The sequence below is a fragment of the Hyphomonas sp. NPDC076881 genome (assembly GCF_050269995.1).
In the GTDB taxonomy this organism is placed as follows: Bacteria; Pseudomonadota; Alphaproteobacteria; order Caulobacterales; family Hyphomonadaceae; genus Hyphomonas.
This window is the reverse complement of the sequence record NZ_JBNNJJ010000003.1, coordinates 25,215-42,541: the sequence shown is the minus strand read 5'-3', so window position 1 is coordinate 42,541 and position 17,327 is coordinate 25,215. Positions and strand designations below refer to the sequence as shown.

The 17,327-nt window shown below is 64.3% G+C and carries 15 protein-coding genes; 5 read left to right on the top strand and 10 right to left on the bottom strand.

The features are described 5' to 3' along the window. Nucleotides 1-92: 92 nt before the first annotated feature. Together lon and ACQKI2_RS03860 are read right to left on the bottom strand one after the other, a co-directional pair. Nucleotides 93-2,510 carry an endopeptidase La gene (gene lon / locus ACQKI2_RS03865; RefSeq protein ID WP_427378404.1) on the bottom strand — a complete coding sequence of 806 codons (2,418 nt, stop codon included), beginning with the start codon at nt 2,508-2,510 and terminating at the stop codon, nt 93-95. 336 nt (nt 2,511-2,846) lie between these two features. Next, complete coding sequence (locus ACQKI2_RS03860) at nt 2,847-3,356, bottom strand: hypothetical protein (protein WP_427378403.1); 510 nt, start codon at nt 3,354-3,356, stop codon at nt 2,847-2,849. 279 nt (nt 3,357-3,635) lie between these two features. On the opposite strand from ACQKI2_RS03860, the gene parE reads away from it, so the two are divergent. Together parE and ACQKI2_RS03850 are read left to right on the top strand one after the other, a co-directional pair. Next, nucleotides 3,636-5,612, top strand: coding sequence for a DNA topoisomerase IV subunit B (parE, locus tag ACQKI2_RS03855; protein ID WP_427378402.1), 1,977 nt, complete (start codon nt 3,636-3,638; stop codon nt 5,610-5,612). Between the two features lie 208 nt (nt 5,613-5,820). After that, the gene (locus ACQKI2_RS03850; RefSeq protein ID WP_427378401.1) at nt 5,821-6,579 is read left to right on the top strand and encodes a hypothetical protein; all 759 of its coding nucleotides are present in this window, start codon (nt 5,821-5,823) and stop codon (nt 6,577-6,579) included. A 188-nt stretch (nt 6,580-6,767) separates the two neighbouring features. Here the strand turns inward: ACQKI2_RS03850 and ACQKI2_RS03845 are convergent, their stop codons facing one another. The 3 genes from ACQKI2_RS03845 to ACQKI2_RS03835 form a co-directional block, all read right to left on the bottom strand. Next, a complete protein-coding gene (locus tag ACQKI2_RS03845) occupies nt 6,768-7,235 on the bottom strand; it encodes an NfeD family protein (protein WP_427378400.1) in 468 nt (155 codons plus the stop codon). A 33-nt stretch (nt 7,236-7,268) separates the two neighbouring features. Further along, complete coding sequence (locus ACQKI2_RS03840; protein WP_427378399.1) at nt 7,269-8,237, bottom strand: SPFH domain-containing protein; 969 nt, start codon at nt 8,235-8,237, stop codon at nt 7,269-7,271. Between the two features lie 153 nt (nt 8,238-8,390). Then, a complete protein-coding gene (locus ACQKI2_RS03835) occupies nt 8,391-8,873 on the bottom strand; it encodes a peroxiredoxin (protein WP_427378398.1) in 483 nt (160 codons plus the stop codon). 241 nt (nt 8,874-9,114) lie between these two features. Here ACQKI2_RS03835 and ACQKI2_RS03830 point away from each other — a divergent pair, with 241 nt between their 5' ends. From ACQKI2_RS03830 to ACQKI2_RS03820, 3 genes are all read left to right on the top strand, one after another. Continuing rightward, the gene (locus tag ACQKI2_RS03830) at nt 9,115-11,247 is read left to right on the top strand and encodes a TonB-dependent receptor (protein WP_427378397.1); all 2,133 of its coding nucleotides are present in this window, start codon (nt 9,115-9,117) and stop codon (nt 11,245-11,247) included. A 5-nt stretch (nt 11,248-11,252) separates the two neighbouring features. Next, a complete protein-coding gene (locus ACQKI2_RS03825) occupies nt 11,253-12,323 on the top strand; it encodes a PepSY-associated TM helix domain-containing protein (protein WP_427378396.1) in 1,071 nt (356 codons plus the stop codon). A 63-nt stretch (nt 12,324-12,386) separates the two neighbouring features. Next, nucleotides 12,387-12,953, top strand: a complete 567-nt coding sequence (locus ACQKI2_RS03820; protein ID WP_427378395.1) for a YqgE/AlgH family protein — start codon at nt 12,387-12,389, stop codon at nt 12,951-12,953. A gap of 5 nt (nt 12,954-12,958) precedes the next feature. Here the strand turns inward: ACQKI2_RS03820 and ACQKI2_RS03815 are convergent, their stop codons facing one another. Genes ACQKI2_RS03815 through ACQKI2_RS03795 form a run of 5 tightly spaced genes read right to left on the bottom strand, consistent with a single transcriptional unit; the run spans nt 12,959 to nt 17,229 of the window. Beyond that, nucleotides 12,959-13,537, bottom strand: a complete 579-nt coding sequence (locus tag ACQKI2_RS03815) for a suppressor of fused domain protein (protein ID WP_427378394.1) — start codon at nt 13,535-13,537, stop codon at nt 12,959-12,961. A gap of 4 nt (nt 13,538-13,541) precedes the next feature. Further along, nucleotides 13,542-14,573 (bottom strand): EAL domain-containing protein, encoded by a 1,032-nt coding sequence (locus tag ACQKI2_RS03810; RefSeq protein WP_427378393.1) that lies wholly within the window; start codon nt 14,571-14,573, stop codon nt 13,542-13,544. A 13-nt stretch (nt 14,574-14,586) separates the two neighbouring features. Beyond that, complete coding sequence (locus ACQKI2_RS03805; protein WP_427378392.1) at nt 14,587-15,156, bottom strand: GNAT family N-acetyltransferase; 570 nt, start codon at nt 15,154-15,156, stop codon at nt 14,587-14,589. A gap of 9 nt (nt 15,157-15,165) precedes the next feature. Continuing rightward, complete coding sequence (gene thrC / locus ACQKI2_RS03800; RefSeq protein WP_427378391.1) at nt 15,166-16,548, bottom strand: threonine synthase; 1,383 nt, start codon at nt 16,546-16,548, stop codon at nt 15,166-15,168. After that, entirely contained in the window at nt 16,549-17,229 is a 681-nt protein-coding gene (locus tag ACQKI2_RS03795; RefSeq protein WP_427378390.1) for an SURF1 family protein, read from the bottom strand. Between the last annotated feature and the right edge of the window lie 98 nt (nt 17,230-17,327).

Below are 17,327 nucleotides of genomic sequence, written 5' to 3'. Positions count from 1 at the left end.
TACCGGCAAGCAAAATCGTCTGCCCCCGAACGAAAAAAGCCCCCTCCTTCCGGAAGGGGCTTTTCCATAGGGTTCAGCCTTTCAGCCGGGCCTCAGTGCGTGCGCACCGCGTCGGCATCGCCGGAATTTCCCGGTCCGCCGCCAAGGCTTGCCTGCAGGCGGGCCTCATCCTCTTCCGACCATTCGATCGGGGCGAGCGGCCCGGTCAGCGCCAGTTTCAGTACTTCCTGAATGTCCGACACCGGAATGATCTTCAGACCGGTCTTCACATTGTCCGGGATCTCATCGAGGTCCTTCTCGTTCTCCTTCGGGATCAGCACCGTCTTGATGCCGCCGCGCAGGGCCGCGAGCAGTTTCTCCTTGAGACCGCCAATCGGCAGCACCCGTCCACGCAGGGAGACTTCCCCTGTCATCGCCACTTCGCGGTTGACCGGAACGCCGGTCAGCAGCGACACGATGGCCGTGGTCATGGCGATACCGGCAGACGGGCCGTCCTTCGGCGTGGCGCCATCGGGAACGTGCACGTGGATGTCGGTCGTGTTGAACACGGTCGGCTTGATGCCGAGGTCAACCGAGCGCGACCGAACGAGCGAGCTCGCCGCCGAGATCGACTCCTTCATCACATCGCGCAGGTTCCCGGTCACCTTCATCGCGCCCCGGCCCGGCATTTTCACCGCCTCGATGGTCAGCAGGTCGCCGCCCACTTCGGTCCAGGCAAGGCCGGTCACCGCGCCCACCTGATCGGTTTCGTCGGCAAGGCCATAGCGATGCTTCCGCACGCCGGCATACTGCGCCAGGTTATCGGAATCGATGGTCAGGCTGGTGATGTCCTTCGTCGCCAGTTCACGCACGGCCTTGCGGGCCAGGCGGGAGACTTCGCGCTTCAGGCTGCGCACGCCCGCTTCACGGCTGTAGTAGCGGATAAGGTCGCGGATGGCGCCGTCCGTGACGATCCATTCCTCTTCCTTGAGACCATGATCCTCCCGCACCTGCGGAACCAGGTGGCGCTTGGTGATCTCCAGCTTCTCGTCTTCCGTGTAGCCCGCAATACGGATGATCTCCATCCGGTCCAGCAGCGGCTGAGGCATGTTGAGCGAGTTCGCCGTCGTCACGAACATCACATCCGACAGGTCGTAATCGACCTCCAGATAATGGTCGTTGAACGTCGAGTTCTGCTCCGGATCGAGCACCTCAAGCAGGGCCGACGCCGGATCGCCGCGATGGTCCATGCCCATCTTGTCGATCTCGTCGAGCAGGAACAGCGGGTTGCCGCTCTTGGTCTTCTTCAGGCTCTGGATGATCCGGCCCGGCATCGAGCCGATATAGGTCCGGCGGTGGCCGCGGATCTCGCTCTCGTCGCGCACGCCGCCCAGCGACACGCGCACAAAGTCGCGTCCCGTGGCTTCGGCAATCGAGCGGCCCAGTGAGGTTTTACCCACGCCCGGCGGTCCGACGAGGCAGAGGATGGGGCCTTTCAGGCGCCCGGTCCGCTTCTGCACGGCGAGGTATTCGAGAATACGCTCCTTCACCTTGTCGAGGCCGTAATGGTCGTCGTCGAGCTGATGCTCGGCTTTGACCAGGTCGGTCTCGATATCCTTGCGCTTGCCCCAGGGCAGCGACAGCAGCCAGTCGAGATAATTGCGCACAACCGTGGATTCGGCAGACATCGGAGACATCTGGCGCAGTTTCTTGATCTCGGCTTCGGCCTTGGCGCGGGCCTCATGGCTGAGCGGGGTGTCGGCAATCTTCTGGTCCAGCTCGGCCAGCTCATCGCGGTCAGAGCCTTCGCCCTGATCGCCCAGCTCGCGCTGGATCGCCTTCATCTGCTCGTTGAGGTAATATTCGCGCTGGGTCTTTTCCATCTGCCGCTTGACGCGGTTTTTGATCTTCCGCTCCATCTGCAGCATGCCCATCTCGCCTTCCATCAGCGAGAACACCTTCTCCAGACGGTCCTTCACCTCGGCCATCTCCAGCAATTCCTGCTTGTCGGAGAGCTTCACCGAGAGGTTCGACGCCACCTGATCGGCAAGCCGGCCAGGATCGGTCAGCTGGCTGATCGTGGTGACGGCCTCTGGCGGGATCTTGCGGTTGAGCTTCACATAGCTCTCGAACTGCTCCTGCACGGCGCGCATCAGCGCCTGCACGTCAGAGCTGGCCGCCTCGGCCTCGGGGATCGCCTCAACCTCGGCTTCGAAATACTCCACCCGGTCGTGCAGCTCCACCAGGCGGGCGCGCGTGCGCCCCTCCACCAGCACCTTCACGGTGCCGTCGGGCAGCTTCAGGAGTTGCAGGATGGTGGCCAGCGTGCCGGTGGCATGCAGGTCATCGGAAACCGGATTGTCGATGGCCGCATCCTTCTGGGCCACCAGCATGATCTCATTATCGGACTCATCGATCATCTCGAGCGCCCGGACAGACTTGTCGCGGCCGACAAACAGCGGCGCGACCATGTCTGGAAAAACAACGATGTCCCGAAGCGGCAACACCGGCACTGTCTTTGTCTTTGGCATCTTAGTGCCTCCTTTGATTCGGGCCCCGCTGAGCGGCAACCCGTTATACCCTCAAAACACCCGTCACGGCATCCTTCAGGCGACAGTCAGAATGTGGAAACCCCACCTTAACCCTTCAAGCGACGCGCTGCTCAACAATGTTGTGAATATAAGTGCTCAAACGGCGCCCCTTCTCCTCCCCCGTTCACGGGGGAGGTGGCCGCGAAGCGGACGGAGGGGGGAGCGGCAAATCACACCGCTGAAACCCGCAGCTCCTGCGCATTCGCGGCGCAAATCCCGGAACAACGGAGAGAAAGACAGCGGTGGGGTTAGTTGCTTCCCATCCGAGCCGCCCCGTTACCTGCCGTCAATAGCATCATACACGCGGGAGTACGCAGTCCTGATTTCCGCCGTCAATTCGTAGGCAGTGAATCCGGAACTGTCTCCGCCATACCAAATGGTGCTTTCTGGGAATTTTCTCTCCAGCGCATCAACCAAAGAGAGCAATTCACCCCATGGCCCTCGTTGGTAGTCTGGAGCGAAATACCAAGCGAGCAGATTGACCTGTATCCATTGTTCATCCGGCGGCGAAATAAGCGGAGCTCCGTCCTGCTCGAATATCTGCAAATGGTCGGGGAAGTCAGCTGTTCCTTCGTATCCCGGATAGTAATGTTGCAATTCCTTGGAGAGCTGAGCTGCCTCTGCGCGAAAGTCGCCAAGCGTGCGTACGGTTTCAAGAACAACTTCGCCTAGAAACAGGCCATCATAGGGCAACTCGGCCAGCAGTTCAGCAGACAGATTTTGGAGCTCTTCCTCGCTGAGGCGTCGTCCTCGATTGCGAACAAACATCGTCGCGGTAACGCCCATGCCCAAGTCTCCCTACCGACCCGCCGATCTCAACCTGAGCCTCGCCTCCAGAAAGCACAACACTGGATCAGCCTTGTCCAGTGTGTCCGCCGCCTGAACCCTCCCCCTTGCCCCGCCCCGCAAACCCCGCCAGATGTTCCCCCTTGGCAGAAGGCCGAAGGTTAACAAACCTTAGCGGAACGTTAAGGAATTTACCCTCCTGTCTGCCTCGATCATTCCGCCGGCATCCCCGGCGTTTTCAGAAGACGGAGAAGCGGCCCCATGTCCTCAGCGCGGCAGATGAAGCAAGACGACCTGCTGGCCGGCACGGCGGGCTATTCCGCCAAGGATATCGAGGTTCTCGAGGGCCTTGAGCCCGTCCGCAAGCGCCCCGGCATGTATATCGGCGGCACCGATGAGCGCGCCTGGCACCACCTCTTCGCCGAAGTCCTCGACAATGCGATGGACGAAGCCGTCGCCGGCCATGCCAGCCGCATCGAGATCAAGCTCGCCGCCGACGGCTTCCTCACCGTGACCGACAACGGCCGCGGCATCCCGATCGACCCCCACCCGAAATTCCCCAAGAAATCAGCGCTCGAAGTCATCATGACGACGCTGCATTCGGGCGGCAAATTCTCGGACAAGGCCTATTCCACCGCTGGGGGCCTGCACGGCGTCGGCATCTCGGTCGTCAACGCCCTCTCCGAACATGTGGAAGTCGAAGTCGCCCGCGACCGCACGCTCTACCGCCAGGAATTCTCGCGCGGCCAGCCCCTCGGCAAGCTCCAGAAGGTCGGCGCCGCCCCCAACCGGCGCGGCACATCCGTCCGCTTCAAGCCCGACTTCCAGATCTTCGGCGACAAGCTCCGCTGGCGCCCCCAGCGCCTCTTCCAGATGGCGCGCTCGAAGGCTTATCTCTTCCGCGGCGTCGAAATCCGCTGGGCCTGCGATCCCGAGCTTCTGCCCGAAGATTCCAAAGTCCCCGCCGAAGCCGTCCTCTCCTATCCCAACGGCCTGGCCGACCAGCTCACGGAAGTCTTCGGCGACAAAGGCACGATTACAGAAACCCCCTTCACCGGCCTCGTCGACATGGGCGCCGAAGGTAAGGTCGAATGGGCGATTGCCTGGACGCAGGCCGGTTTCGGCGATGCTGACGGCTTCTCCCGCTCCTATTGTAACACCATCCCGACCCCCGAAGGCGGCACCCACGAAGCCGGCTTCCGCTCGGCCATCACCAAGGGCATCCGTAATTTCGGCGAGCTGACCGGCAACAAGAAAGCCTCCGAAGTCACCGCCGAAGACATCATGGGCCATTCCGGCCTCCTCCTCTCGGTCTTCATCCGGGGCCCTGAGTTCGTCGGCCAGACCAAGGACAAGCTCTCCTCCACCCATGCTTTCCGCCTTGTGGAAAACGCGGTGCGGGACCACTTCGACCACTGGCTCGCCGGCTCCCCCAAAGAGGCAAACAAGCTCCTCTCCTGGGCGATTGACCGGGCTGACGAGCGCGCCCGCCGCCGCAAGGCCAAGGAAATCAGCCGCAAGTCCGCCACCAAGAAACTCCGCCTCCCCGGCAAGCTCGCAGACTGCTCGGCCAAGGGCCCGGAAGGCACAGAGCTGTTCCTCGTCGAAGGCGACTCGGCTGGCGGCTCCGCCAAGCAGGCCCGCAACCGCGAGACGCAGGCGATCCTCCCCTTGCGCGGCAAGATCCTCAACGTCGAAAGCGCGTCGGATGACAAGCTGATGGGCAACCAGGAACTGGCAGACCTTTCCCTTGCTCTGGGCACGGAGCTTGGCCGCAAGTTCAACATCGACGAGCTGCGCTATGACCGCATCATCATCATGACCGATGCGGACGTGGACGGCGCCCACATCGCCTCGCTGCTGATCACCTTCTTCTACCGGCTCACGCCGGGCCTGATCGAGGCCGGCCGCCTCTTCCTCGCCATGCCGCCGCTCTATCGCCTGTCGAACAAGGGCAACATCCATTACGCCATGGATGATGCCGACCGTGCCCGGATCATGAAGGAACACTTCAAGGGCAACCAGAAGGTAGACATGACGCGCTTCAAGGGTCTGGGCGAGATGAACCCCGCCCAGCTTAAAGAGACCACCATGAACCCGGCCACCCGCACGCTCGCCCGCGTCACCCTGCCCGCCACCATGGACGACGAAATGGGCCCCGCCGACCTCATCAACACCCTGATGGGCAAGAAAGCCGAACTCCGCTTCCGCTTCATCCAGGAAAACGCCGCCTTCGTCGAAGAGCTGGATATCTGATCCAGCGTCAACCCCAAGCACAACGCCAAACCCCTCTCCCTCAGGGAGAGGAGGGGCCCGCGCTCGAAGAGCGTGGGAGGTGAGGGCCTCCAGCGGTGAGCCCCTATCCCCCACCCCATCTTCCAAAAATTCCTACCAAATCAACCCCCTCCCTAAAAAACACCCCCAGCTTATCCACCCCCCTCCGCGCCCATGCTAATCTCCTTGCATGGATTATTCGCCCCGCCCCCTGAAGCTCAAGACTGCCCATGACGGCCTGATCAGCCGTACAAGGAGATTTGTGCTGTCCCTGGTGGCGGAAATCGAAGAGCGCCTGCCTCCCGGCGAAGGCGCCATCATCCCGGCCTCTCTCATCCGTATGCTGATGCGCAACTGGCTGATCCCGGCCGAGGCGGCCATGCGCCGCGCCATCCTGCTGATCGCCGCCTCCCTGCCCCTTGCTCCGCTGGCGGCGTCCTCCCCGGCCGCAGCCTCCGCGCCGGCCCCGCCGCAAGCCTCGCCGCGCAAGGCCCCGGAAGGCGGCGCCAGAAAATCTTCGCGCACCCCGGTTTTCAGCATGAAGGAACCCCGCCGCCGTTCGAAGGCGGACGATACCGCCGCAGATCAGCTGCGCCGCAGCCTGCTGCAGGCCGCCGCCATCGATCGCCCCTGCCGGCCCCTTGCGCCGCTGCGCCCCGTCAGAAGCCCCGCCGAAGAGGCCGCCCGCCTGCAGGAACGTTTCCTGTGCCGGCTGGACGCGCTGGCCTTCGCCATGGGCAATCCCGAGCGCGAAGCCGAACGCTTTCTCCGCCGCCAGGAGAAGGAAGCCGAAAAGCACCGCCAGATTGGCGCGCTTCCGCCGCTGCCGATCTCCTTTCAGAGGCCCTCCGGCCTCGGCGATGAAACCGATCCTCAATTCATCAGTCTACTGATTGAACTCAATGCGGCGGTTGTGCCCCTCTTCCCCGCCCGCGCTGACACTTCCTGACGCACGGCAAAATCCCCGCCGCCCGCCTCCCCAGCCCCGCTGAGGAGGATACCGGCGCTTGGCCCGGCGCAACGTCCCTCCTCCCCCGCGTGCGGGGGAGGTGCCCGGAGGGCGGAAGGGGGGAGCTCCAAAACAAAAACCCCTCCGTCACCGGAGGGGTTTTCTCGATCTCAACTCACCGGACCAAATCAGCCCTTGCGCACCACCGCCGTATTGGCGCGGGTCTCCGCCACGATGATCGCGTCGCCCGCCAGGATCGGCGGCTCGCCCGGCACGGTTTCTGCGCCCCACACCGTATCGCCGATCTTCACCTGCCCGGCCCCGGCCACGAAATCCTTCGTCGCCTGCCCGCGCTGGCCCACCAGCTGCGCCATCCGCTTGTTCAGCGTCGGATGCTCGGGCGCCGCCTGGCGCAGGCCGGGGAAAACGATCCGGCTGCCGATGATCAGGGCAATCGCGGCCACCAGGAACACGATCACCTGCCCATGCCAGCCCGCGATCCCCTCGGGCGCCACGGCGGCAAAGATCGCCGTCAGCACCGCGCCGATGGAGGCCATCAGCAAGTCATAGGTGCCGGTGATCATCTCCAGGCCGAAGAAGATCAGCGCCAGCGCCAGCCAGTGCCACCATGTCACCCCTGCCAGCAATGCGTCCATGTTCAGGAACTCCTCTGTCTACCGGCCCGTGTCTCAACTGCCCGTCCGCGTCGGCGGCACAGCCCCGCCCGGCGGCCGGGGCGTGGCAGAGGCGGCCTTGGCTGCATCCGTCAGCCCACGGATGCCTTCGATGGTGCCGAGAATCGACGAGAACTCGGCCGGGATGATCACGGTGCGCTGCTGGCTGGAGGTCGCCAGCTTCTCGAACGCGGCCACATAGGCCTGGCCCAGGAAGTAGTTGATGGCGTTCACATCGCCCCGCGCAATTGCCTCGGAAACCATCGCGGTGGCCTTCGCTTCGGCCTCGGCTTCCCGCTCGCGCGCTTCGGCGTCGCGGAAGGCGGCCTCGCGGCGGCCCTCGGCCTCCAGGATCTGCGACTGTTTCTGGCCCTCGGCCTTCAGGATGGCAGACTGTTTCTCCCCCTCGGCGGTCAGGATTTCCGCCCGCTTCAGGCGCTCGGCCTTCATCTGCCGGGCCATTGCCTCGGTAATGTCGGCGGGCGGGGTGAGGTCCTTTATCTCGATCCGGGTCACCTTGACGCCCCAGGGATGGGTCGCCGCATCAATCGTGCCCAGGAGGCGCGCATTGATCTCGTCGCGGTTCGACAGCACCTCATCAAGGTCCATCGAGCCCACCACCGTCCGGATATTGGTCATCGAAAGATTGGTGATGGCATGGGTGAGGTTGTTCACCTCATAGGCCGCCTGCACCGCATCGATCACCTGAATGAACACGATGGCATCGCACGATACCATGGCGTTGTCCTTGGTGATCACCTCCTGCTGGGGCACGTCCAGCACGGTCTCCATCATGTTCATCCGCCGGCCGATGCGGTCGATGAACGGCACGATGACGTGCGGCCCCGGCACCAGCGTCTTGGTGTAGCGGCCAAACCGTTCCACGGTCCAGTTATAGCCCTGCGGCACGAATTTCAGCGCCGAGAACAGCAGGATAAACGCCACAGCCAGGGCGATGACGAAGGTGACGAATACGATGTCCATGGGTCCCTCTCCACGTTGATATTAAATCAGACTTGGGGAGAGTTTGCCGTTTTTCAATAAATCTGCAACGAAAATCGGCCCGCCACGTCCCCGCAGCAGGCCGATCATCGCCGTATTCGGTAACAGGCGCTTAAACGCGCCCGCCTCTGGTCCTTAGAGCTGGCCGAGCAGATAGTCGGCGCTGGAAACCTTGAATTCCCCGCCCTGCTCCACGTTCAGTTCGGCCACAACGCCGTCCTTCACCAGCATGGAATAGCGCTGCGAGCGCTTGCCCATGCCAAAGCCGGAAGCGTCAAGTTCGAGGCCGAGGGCCTGCGCAAACGCGCCATTGCCGTCTGCCAGCATCCGCACTTTCTCATCGGTATGGGAGGATTTGCCCCAGGCGCCCATCACGAACACATCGTTCACCGAAGTGCACACGATATCGTCCACGCCCTTGGTTTTGAACTCGCCAGCCTTGTCCACATAGCCCGGCAGGTGGCGGGCCGAACAGGTCGGGGTATAGGCCCCCGGCACGGCGAACAGGGCAACGGTCTTGCCGCCGAACACCTCCGCCGTGGTCACGGGCCTCGGCCCATCCACGGTCATTTCCATAAAAGTCGCTTCCGGCAGTTTGTCGCCCACTTTGATCGCCATGGCAGTTTTCTCCTTGCTGGCCTCAGGAGATAGGCCGCTCCGGCGCGTCCCGCAATGCTTCCCCGCCCGGCAGCGGGCAATCCGTGCCGTTTCCGGCGGGCGGCCCCGGCCCAGATTGTGCCCCCGGCGCAACGGCCTCCCGAATCCTTACAGAAATCTCAGACGAAGTGTTGCGAATGATTGTCATTATCTATTATGGCAGATGGGCTTTCTCCAGACAGAAAGATTTCAGGAGCCTCCCATGAACAGATTCATTGGCGTCAGCGCCGCCGCCCTTCTGGCGATGTCGGCCACCGCCACCGCGCAGGAAAACACTGCCGGCGCTGACGAAACCAAAGTCGAAGAGACCATCATCGTCACCGCTTCGCGCACCACCCTGCCGCCCTCGGCCCTGCCCAACACCATCCAGATCATCAGCGATGAGGAACTCTCCCTCCAGGCCCAGCTCACCGGCTCGGCGGTCGATGTCGTCTCCACGCTGGTGCCCTCCTTCTCCCCCACGCGCGAGAAGCTGTCCGGCGCGGGCGAATCCCTGCGCGGGCGCAAGCCGCTCTACCTGATCGACGGGGTGCCCCAGTCCAACCCGCTGCGCGATGGCAGCCGCGAAGGCCACACCATCGACCCCTTCTTCATCGACCGGGTGGAAGTCATCTTCGGTTCCAACGCCATCCAGGGCATCGGCGCCACCGGCGGCGTGGTGAACTATGTCACCGCCCCGGCCCCCAAGGAGGGCGAGGGCTGGACCGGCAAGCTGATGGGCCAGATCTCCGCCTCCAACGACTTCCAGGGCGATGGCTATGACTACCGCGCCGGCGCTCTGGCGGGCCGTGATTTCGGCCTCCTCGATGTAACCCTCGGCATCGCCAAGCAGAAGCGCGGCGCCTTCTACAGCGGCGATGGCCGCCGCATCGGCATCGATGGCGCCCAGGGGGAATTGCAGGATTCCGAAAGCCTCTCCTTCTTCGGCAAGGCCGGCATCGATCTTGGCGGCGCCCGCCGGCTGGAACTGATGGCCCAGCATTTCGAGTTGGAAGGCGATGGCGACTATGTGCTCGTCAACGGCTCCCGCGCCACCAACACGCCGACAACCACCGTGCGCGGTGAGCAGGAAGGCATCATCCCCACCAACAAGGTGCTCACCTCCTCGCTGACCTATACCGACCAGGATCTGCTGGGTGGCACGCTGACCGGCCAGCTTTTCTATCAGGATTTTGAAGCCATTTATGGCGGCGGTTCGTTCGCCTCCTTCCAGGACCCGCGCATCGCGCCGGCCGGCACCCTGTTCGATCAGTCTGCGAACAATTCGGAAAAGAAAGGCCTGCGCATTTCGTATGAGCGCCAGATGGACGCCGTGCCGGGCCTGCGCGTGATGGGCGGCCTCGATGTGCTCAACGACAAGACCTATCAGGAACTGGTCCTCACGGGCCGCAACTGGGTTCCGGAAACCGAGTTCACCTCCTACGCCCCCTTCCTTCAGCTCAACCAAGCCCTCTGGGGCGAGCGCATTCACCTCTCCGCCGGCCTGCGCCATGAGATCGCGAAGCTGAAGGTCGACGATTATGAAACGCTCTACTCCTACGGCCCGCAACAGGTGGGCGGCGGCGAGCCGGACTTCGAGAAAACCCTCGTCAATGTCGGCGCCACCGTGGAACTCGTAGACGGCCTCACCGCCTACACCTCCTATGCCGAAGGCTTCACCATGGCCGATGTCGGCCGCATCCTGCGCGCGGTCAGCACGCCCGGCCAGGATGTTGACACCTTCCTCAATATCGAGCCCGTCGTCTCCGACAATACAGAGATCGGCCTTGAATGGCGCCGCGGGCCGGTATCGGCCTCGGCGGCGTATTTCTGGAGCAGTTCCGATCTCGGCGCCCTGCTGGTGATGCGCAACGATGTCTATGAAGTGGAACGTCAGCGCACGGAGATCGACGGCCTGGAATTCACCGCATCCTGGGACACCCCCGTCACCGGCCTGCGGCTTTCCGGCGGCGCCGCCATGCTCAACGGCCGCACCGATACCGATGATGACAACCGCGTCGACACCGACCTTGACGGCGCCAATATCAGCCCGGACCGGGTGAACTTCGCCGCCGATTATGCCACCGGCCCCTATGCCATCCGTGTACAGGCCCGGTCTTATCTCGACCGCACCTTTGATGGCCTGGCCGCCAATACTGACTTTGACGGCTACACCCTGGCTGACGCCTTCCTGCGTTATTCGGCCGGCTTCGGCGACATCACCCTCTCAGCGTCAAACCTCTTCGACAAGCAATACGTCACCTATGACAGCCAGACCGTTCAGCCCACCAGCAACACCCGCTTCTTCGCGGGCCGGGGCCGGGTGATCGCGCTGGCCTTCGAGAAGAAGTTTTGAGGCTGATGATGTTTCTGAGAACGGCGCACGCCTGGGCGGGCGCCGTTCTGTCTCTCCTGATTGCCGTGCTGGGTCTGTCGGGGGCCCTGCTGGTATTCAAGAAGGACTATCTGCGCGCCGTCTTTCCGGAGGCGCGCGAGGCGGTCTCTCTGGCCCCCGAAACCCTCGGCCCGGTGCTTGGCCGGATCGAGGCCACCTATGGCCCTGAAGGGCTGCAATACGTCTCCCTCGGTGATGCGCATTTCGGCCTGCACAAGGCCGTCTTCCGGGATGGCGGCGGCGCCTATATCGGCCGCAGCGGCGAGACGGTTGCCCGCTGGGCCAAGAATGGCCGCGCCGAGGACTGGCTGTTTGACCTTCACCACTATCTGCTGGCGGGCGACACCGGAAAGCTCGTCGCCGGGGTCGCCGGCGGGGCGGCGGTGATCCTGGCCATCACCGGCCTCATCATCGTCTGGCCCAGCTTGCGCATGTTCGCCTGGCGCGTCTGGCCGAAATCGGCCCTGCGCCGCGATCTCCTCGCCCAGCACCGCGACCTGGGCGTGATCTTCGCCCTGCCGGTCATCCTCATCGCCTTCACCGGGTTCGCCATGGTCTATTCCGGCCCGGTGCGGGCGGTGCTGAAGGTGGTCACCCTCACCCCCGCCGAAGCCCCCTCGGCGCGCCCCGCCGCCGGGCCCGGCACCACTGACTGGACCGCCACCCTCGCCGCCGCCCAGGAGGCGTTCCCCGGCGCCTATCCGCGCCTTGCCAGCCCGCCCCGCAGCGAAGGCGCCCCGGCCTCCCTGCGCCTGCGCCAGCCCGGTGAGTGGCACCAGAACGGGCGTACCTATGTGCTGATGGACCCGGCCACCAACCGCCCCCTCGCCACCGAAGATGGCCGCGCCCTCTCCCGCGCCGACCGGGTGTTCAACGCGCTCTATCCCCTGCATTCGGCCGGGATCGGCGGGCGCCTCTATGATCTCCTCTCCTTCCTCACGGGCCTCTCCCTGACCGTTCTCGGCCTTGCCGGAACCTGGACCTTTCTGCGCAAGCCCCGGCGCAAGCGCCGGAAAAAGCCTGCCCTCGCGGCCTGATCCACCGGATTTTCACTTGCAAATGCCCGCTACCTGCCCCAGCCTCGGTGGCCGGAGCACGACATGCAGATTGAAACGGACCTCACCGGCAAGCTGCTGATTGCCATGCCCGGCATCGGCGACCCGCGCTTCGAGCGATCGGTGATCCTTGTCTGTGCCCACACGCCGGATTTCGCCATGGGCATCGTGCTGAACAAGCCGATGGAGGGCATCGACCTCCAGGAAATCATCGACCAGATGGATGTGCCCCAGGAGGCTGATCTTGAAGGCGTCGCCATTCTGGAGGGCGGCCCGGTGGCCACTGAGCGCGGCTTTGTTCTGCACACAGATGACGTTATCTGTGATGGCGCCACGATGGAGGTGGAGGATGAGCTGTGCATGACCGCCACGCGCGAAATCCTCGCCGCGATTGCCTCTTCGGCGCCGCCGCGCAAATTCGTCATGGCGCTCGGCTATGCCGGCTGGGCCGCTGGCCAGCTCGAACAGGAATTGGCGCAGAATGCCTGGCTGATCGGCGCGCCCGATTCCGATCTTGTTTTCGGCGATGCCTATGAACACAAATGGCGCCACGCCCTCACGCGGATGGGCGTAGACCTCTCGCGGCTTCAGTCAAATGCGGGCAATGCCTGACGGCGTCACACCACCGGCGCGCGCAGCAGGTCAAACACATCGGCGCCGGAAGCTTCCAGCTTCTCTTCCAGCGCTTCAAGCCCTTCTTCCTCGGCCAGTTCAAACTCGCTGCCTGAAATCGGAATGATCTGCAGCCAGACGGTCTTGCGGCCATCCTGCTCGAACACGCCAAAGTCTTCGTCCCAGAAGAAAGGATGCACCAGCAGAAGATGCTGCATCGTGCTGCCGGGAAAATACGCCTGCACCACATCCGGCAGGATCGTCCCCAGCCCGATGCTCCATTCGCCGGTCTGCACCTCATGGGCAATATCGGCCAGCATTTCCACAAACGGCGTCTCGTCGGCATAGAGCGCCCCGCACAGCTCCACGCCAAAGCCCATCGGCTCATCCTCCAGCACCAGTTCCCGGTCGCTGAGGCCGATGGTGGAGCAGGAGAGATAATCCCCCTCCGGCGCCCCGGAAGAGACAAGCACGTTCACGGACAATCCGTCATGATAGGACTGGCCCATCACCCTGATCTCGCCGCCAAAGGCATCGGTGAGGTAATCTGCAATCGCGCGGTGCTGGGGCGTTGCCTGGCTCATTTCGTCATCCTTTCAGGAAAGCCAGCGCGCTGTCTGCGTCCATCGGACGGGCAAAGGCAAAGCCCTGGGCATAGTCAAAGCCGAGCGCCCGCAGGCGGCTGGCATCTTCACGCGCTTCCACGCCCTCGGCGGTGGACGACATGCCAAGCCGGCTGGCCAGCAGCGTGATGGTGGAGAGGATCGTGTCATTGCGCGCCTGGCCAAGACGGCTGGTCAGGCCATGGTCGATCTTGAGGCTGTCGAACGGCAGGTCGGCCAGCCAGGCGAAGGAGGAATGCCCCGTGCCGAAATCATCCAGCACCAGCCCCGCGCCCACCGCCTTCAGCGCCATTGCGGCGGCCAGCGCATGGGTCTCGTCGCGCAGGGCGGCCTGCTCGGTCAGCTCCATGCGCAGCGCCCGCTCAGGCAGCTTGTAGCCATTCATCAGCGCCTCGATCAGCGCCGGCAGCGTGCTCTTGGTCAGCTCCCGCGCGGTGAGGTTCACATGCATGAACAGGTCGTCGCGCTTTGCCCCCTCGCGCAGGTTCGACAGGGTTTCGGCCGAGCGGATCAGCATGTTGGACGCCAGCGCCTGATCCTCATAGCGGCTGGGCGGAACGGTCTCTTCATTGCTGTCCCAGCGCGCCAGCGCCTCGAAGCCCACCACCCGGCCATCGCGCAGCGAAATGATCGGCTGATAGACCGGGGCAAGGTCCGGGCCGGGGCGCATATCGTTAGGGTCGATCTCGGGGAAGGTTTCCCCGGCCAGCAGCATGCCGCGCGCCTCGCTATGGCTGACGAAGGCGCCGACGAAATGGATGTCCCGCCCATTGGACAGCCGCAGCCCGCAGCGCACCGGGCCGCCCTCGCCGGTCGACAGCGCCTTGGCCAGCCGCCCCCGGCTCAGCCCCTCCACCATCTTTTCCAGCGCGTCCAGCGACCAGTCCCCGGAGAGATCCGATAACAGCGTGCCGGTCTGCGCCTCGATGAGGAGGCGGCCAGCCTCGCCGCGCCAGTGCCAACTGCCCTGAGGTTCCTTGGGGGTGCGTTTTGCCATGTGTTCTCGTTACCTAGCGGCGAATATCGCCCCTGACGAGAGCGAAAAGGATGTGGTCTCGGCGCACACCGGCAATCTCGAGGTATGCTGCGGCCCGTCCCTCTTCAGCAAATCCCGTGCCTTCCAGAACCCCGCGCGAGCGGTCATTCTCCGGCACGATCCCCGCCTCGATCCGGGCAAGGTTAAGCATCGGAAACGCCCAGGCGCACAGGGCGTTGACCGCTTCCTTCATATAGCCTTGGCCCGCATGGGGCTCGCCCATCCAGTAGCCGAGACTGGCGCTGCTCGCCGGCCAGCCGCGCACCTGTGTCAGAGAGGCACCGCCCAGCAGCGCATTGTCAGACAGCCGCCGGATCAGGAATACATAGCCCGTGCCCGCCTTCCACGCCTTGGTCCAGGCGGTGACGCGCCGGTGCCAGTCCTTGCGGCTCAGCGCATCGGCCGGCCAGCTTGGCTCCCATGGCTCAAGATAGGCGCGGCTCACCGTGCGCAGCGCGGCCCAGTCTTCATAGTCGCTCTTGCGCGGCGCCATCAGCACCAGCCGCTCCGCCGCGATAACCGTATCGAGCGGCACAAACGCCATGGGTCCGGCCTAGCCCGCGAAGGCCGCAATGCGGGCGCGCACCGCCGCCGGATCAGAGGCAAACCGCTCGAACACCTCGCCCCGGCCCAGAAGCTCGGCGCAGCGGCTCGGCAGCGGGGCGTCTTCGCCGGTCGCTTCCTTCACCGTTTCGGGGAACTTGCTCGCCGCCGCCGTTGCCAGCACCACGGTCGCCGCCGCGTCCGAGGGCTTCAGGCTCCGCGCCGTCTGCGTGCCAACCGCCGTATGCGGACAGATCAGCCAGCCGGTCTCCGTGCGGAACCGCTCCATCTCGGCCAGCGTATCGGCATTGGTCACCGAAGCGGCGGAAAGGCCGGTGCAGGAGAGGCGCGCCTTGGCCGTCTCCGGCAGTTCTGCCTCGCCCGCCTGGGCATAGGTTTCATAGGTCCGGCGCACAGCCTCCGCGTCGCGCCCCGTCACCTCAAACAGCAGGCGCTCGAAGTTCGACGGTACAGCAATGTCCATCGCCGGGCTGGGCGTCGCCACGGCGGCCTGGCGCGTCATCCGGCCAGTGTTGAACACCCGCGCCAGCGTGTCGTTTTCATTTACCGCGCAGCAGATTTCGAGGCCGCCCGGCAGCAGGCCGCAGCGGGCCGCCACATAGCCGGCCAGCGCGTCGCCCATATTGCCGCTCGGCACCACAAAGCGCAGCGCCCGGTGGCCCAGTTGCGCGCTGGCGGTCGCGTAATAGACCGACTGCGCCGCAATCCGCGCCCAGTTGATGGAATTGACGCCCGAAAGGCCGATGCTGGCGGCAAACGCCTTGTCGGCAAACATCGATTTCACCATCGACTGGCAGTCGTCAAAGTCTCCGTCCACGGCAATGTTGAGAACGTTCTCCGCCCCGGTCGTGGTCATGAACAGGCGCTGCACCGGCGAGACCCGCTCATGCGGATGCAGGATCACCAGGCGCACATTCTTCGCCCCGGCAAACGCCCCCGCAGCGGCGCCCCCGGTATCGCCGGAGGTCGCGCAGGTCACCGTCATCCGCTGGCCCGACAGGCCGAGGAGATAGTCATAGATCTGGCCGATGATCTGCATCGCCACATCCTTGAAGGCCAGCGTCGGGCCGTGATGCAGCTCCATCAGCCACAGGCCAGGGCCCGCCTGCGTCAGCGGCGCCACGGAGCGGTGGGCAAAGCGGCCATAGGCCTTTTCGCACAGCTGGCGCATCACATCCTTGGGGATGGCGTCGCCGGCAAAGGCAGAGAGAATACGCGCGGCGGTTTCGGCATAGGGCTCGCCCGGTGTGGCCGGGGCAATCTGCGGCCAGCTTTCAGGCACATAGAGGCCGCCATCTGCCGCCAGGCCCGCAAGGCACGCGCCGGCAAAATCCACAGGCTCTGCCTGACCCCGTGTCGAGATATACTTCACTTAACTCTTCTCCTGCCGGAAGCGCAGCCGCCCGCGCTGGTGATGGAAAGCCAGATACACACCGGCGAGCGCCATGGCGAGGCCCCACCAGGTGATTGCATAGCCAAAATGCCGCTCTGGCGGCAGCCGCTCGCTGTCACCCGGCATCAGAAGGGGATTGGGGGCGGGCTGCGAGGTCAGATTGTCGGTCCGGATCAGGGTTTCGGGCTCGAACACGCGGGGGATCACCCGCGCCGCCAGTTCCGCCGGCAGCGAGGCGGCCAGCCGCTCAGGGTCCAGCGTGTAATAGATGCCCTGCTCCGGGTCGTCCTGCGTGGTGAAGGCATTGCGCCGCTGGGGCGGATGCCAGAGGCCGCGCAGGGTTAGCTTTTTGGGCTCTGCAGCCGGGCTCACCGGCGGCGGCTCGATCGAATAGGTGATCGTCAACGGCAGGAAGATTATGCCCTCTGCCGTTTCAAACCCCGTCACCTGCCGCCAGGCGGCGTCGCCATCGGCATAGGCATAGACGACCTTCTCGGTGCCCGGCAGCGTGGTGCCGGTGATTTCGGCCCAGTCCGGCTCGGCACCCTTCTGCGCCATCTTCTCCGCATAGCGCCCCCACTGCCAGTTGCCGAACATGATCAGGATGGCGAACGCGATCACGCTCAGCACGGTCATGACGGGTAAGGGGCGGAACATCATCGGTCAGATCCACGACAATTCGGGACAGGCGCGTCCCCGGAAAGACAAAGCCCGCCAGCGCTGAAACACCGGCGGGCCAGATTGTGTCATCCCTCACC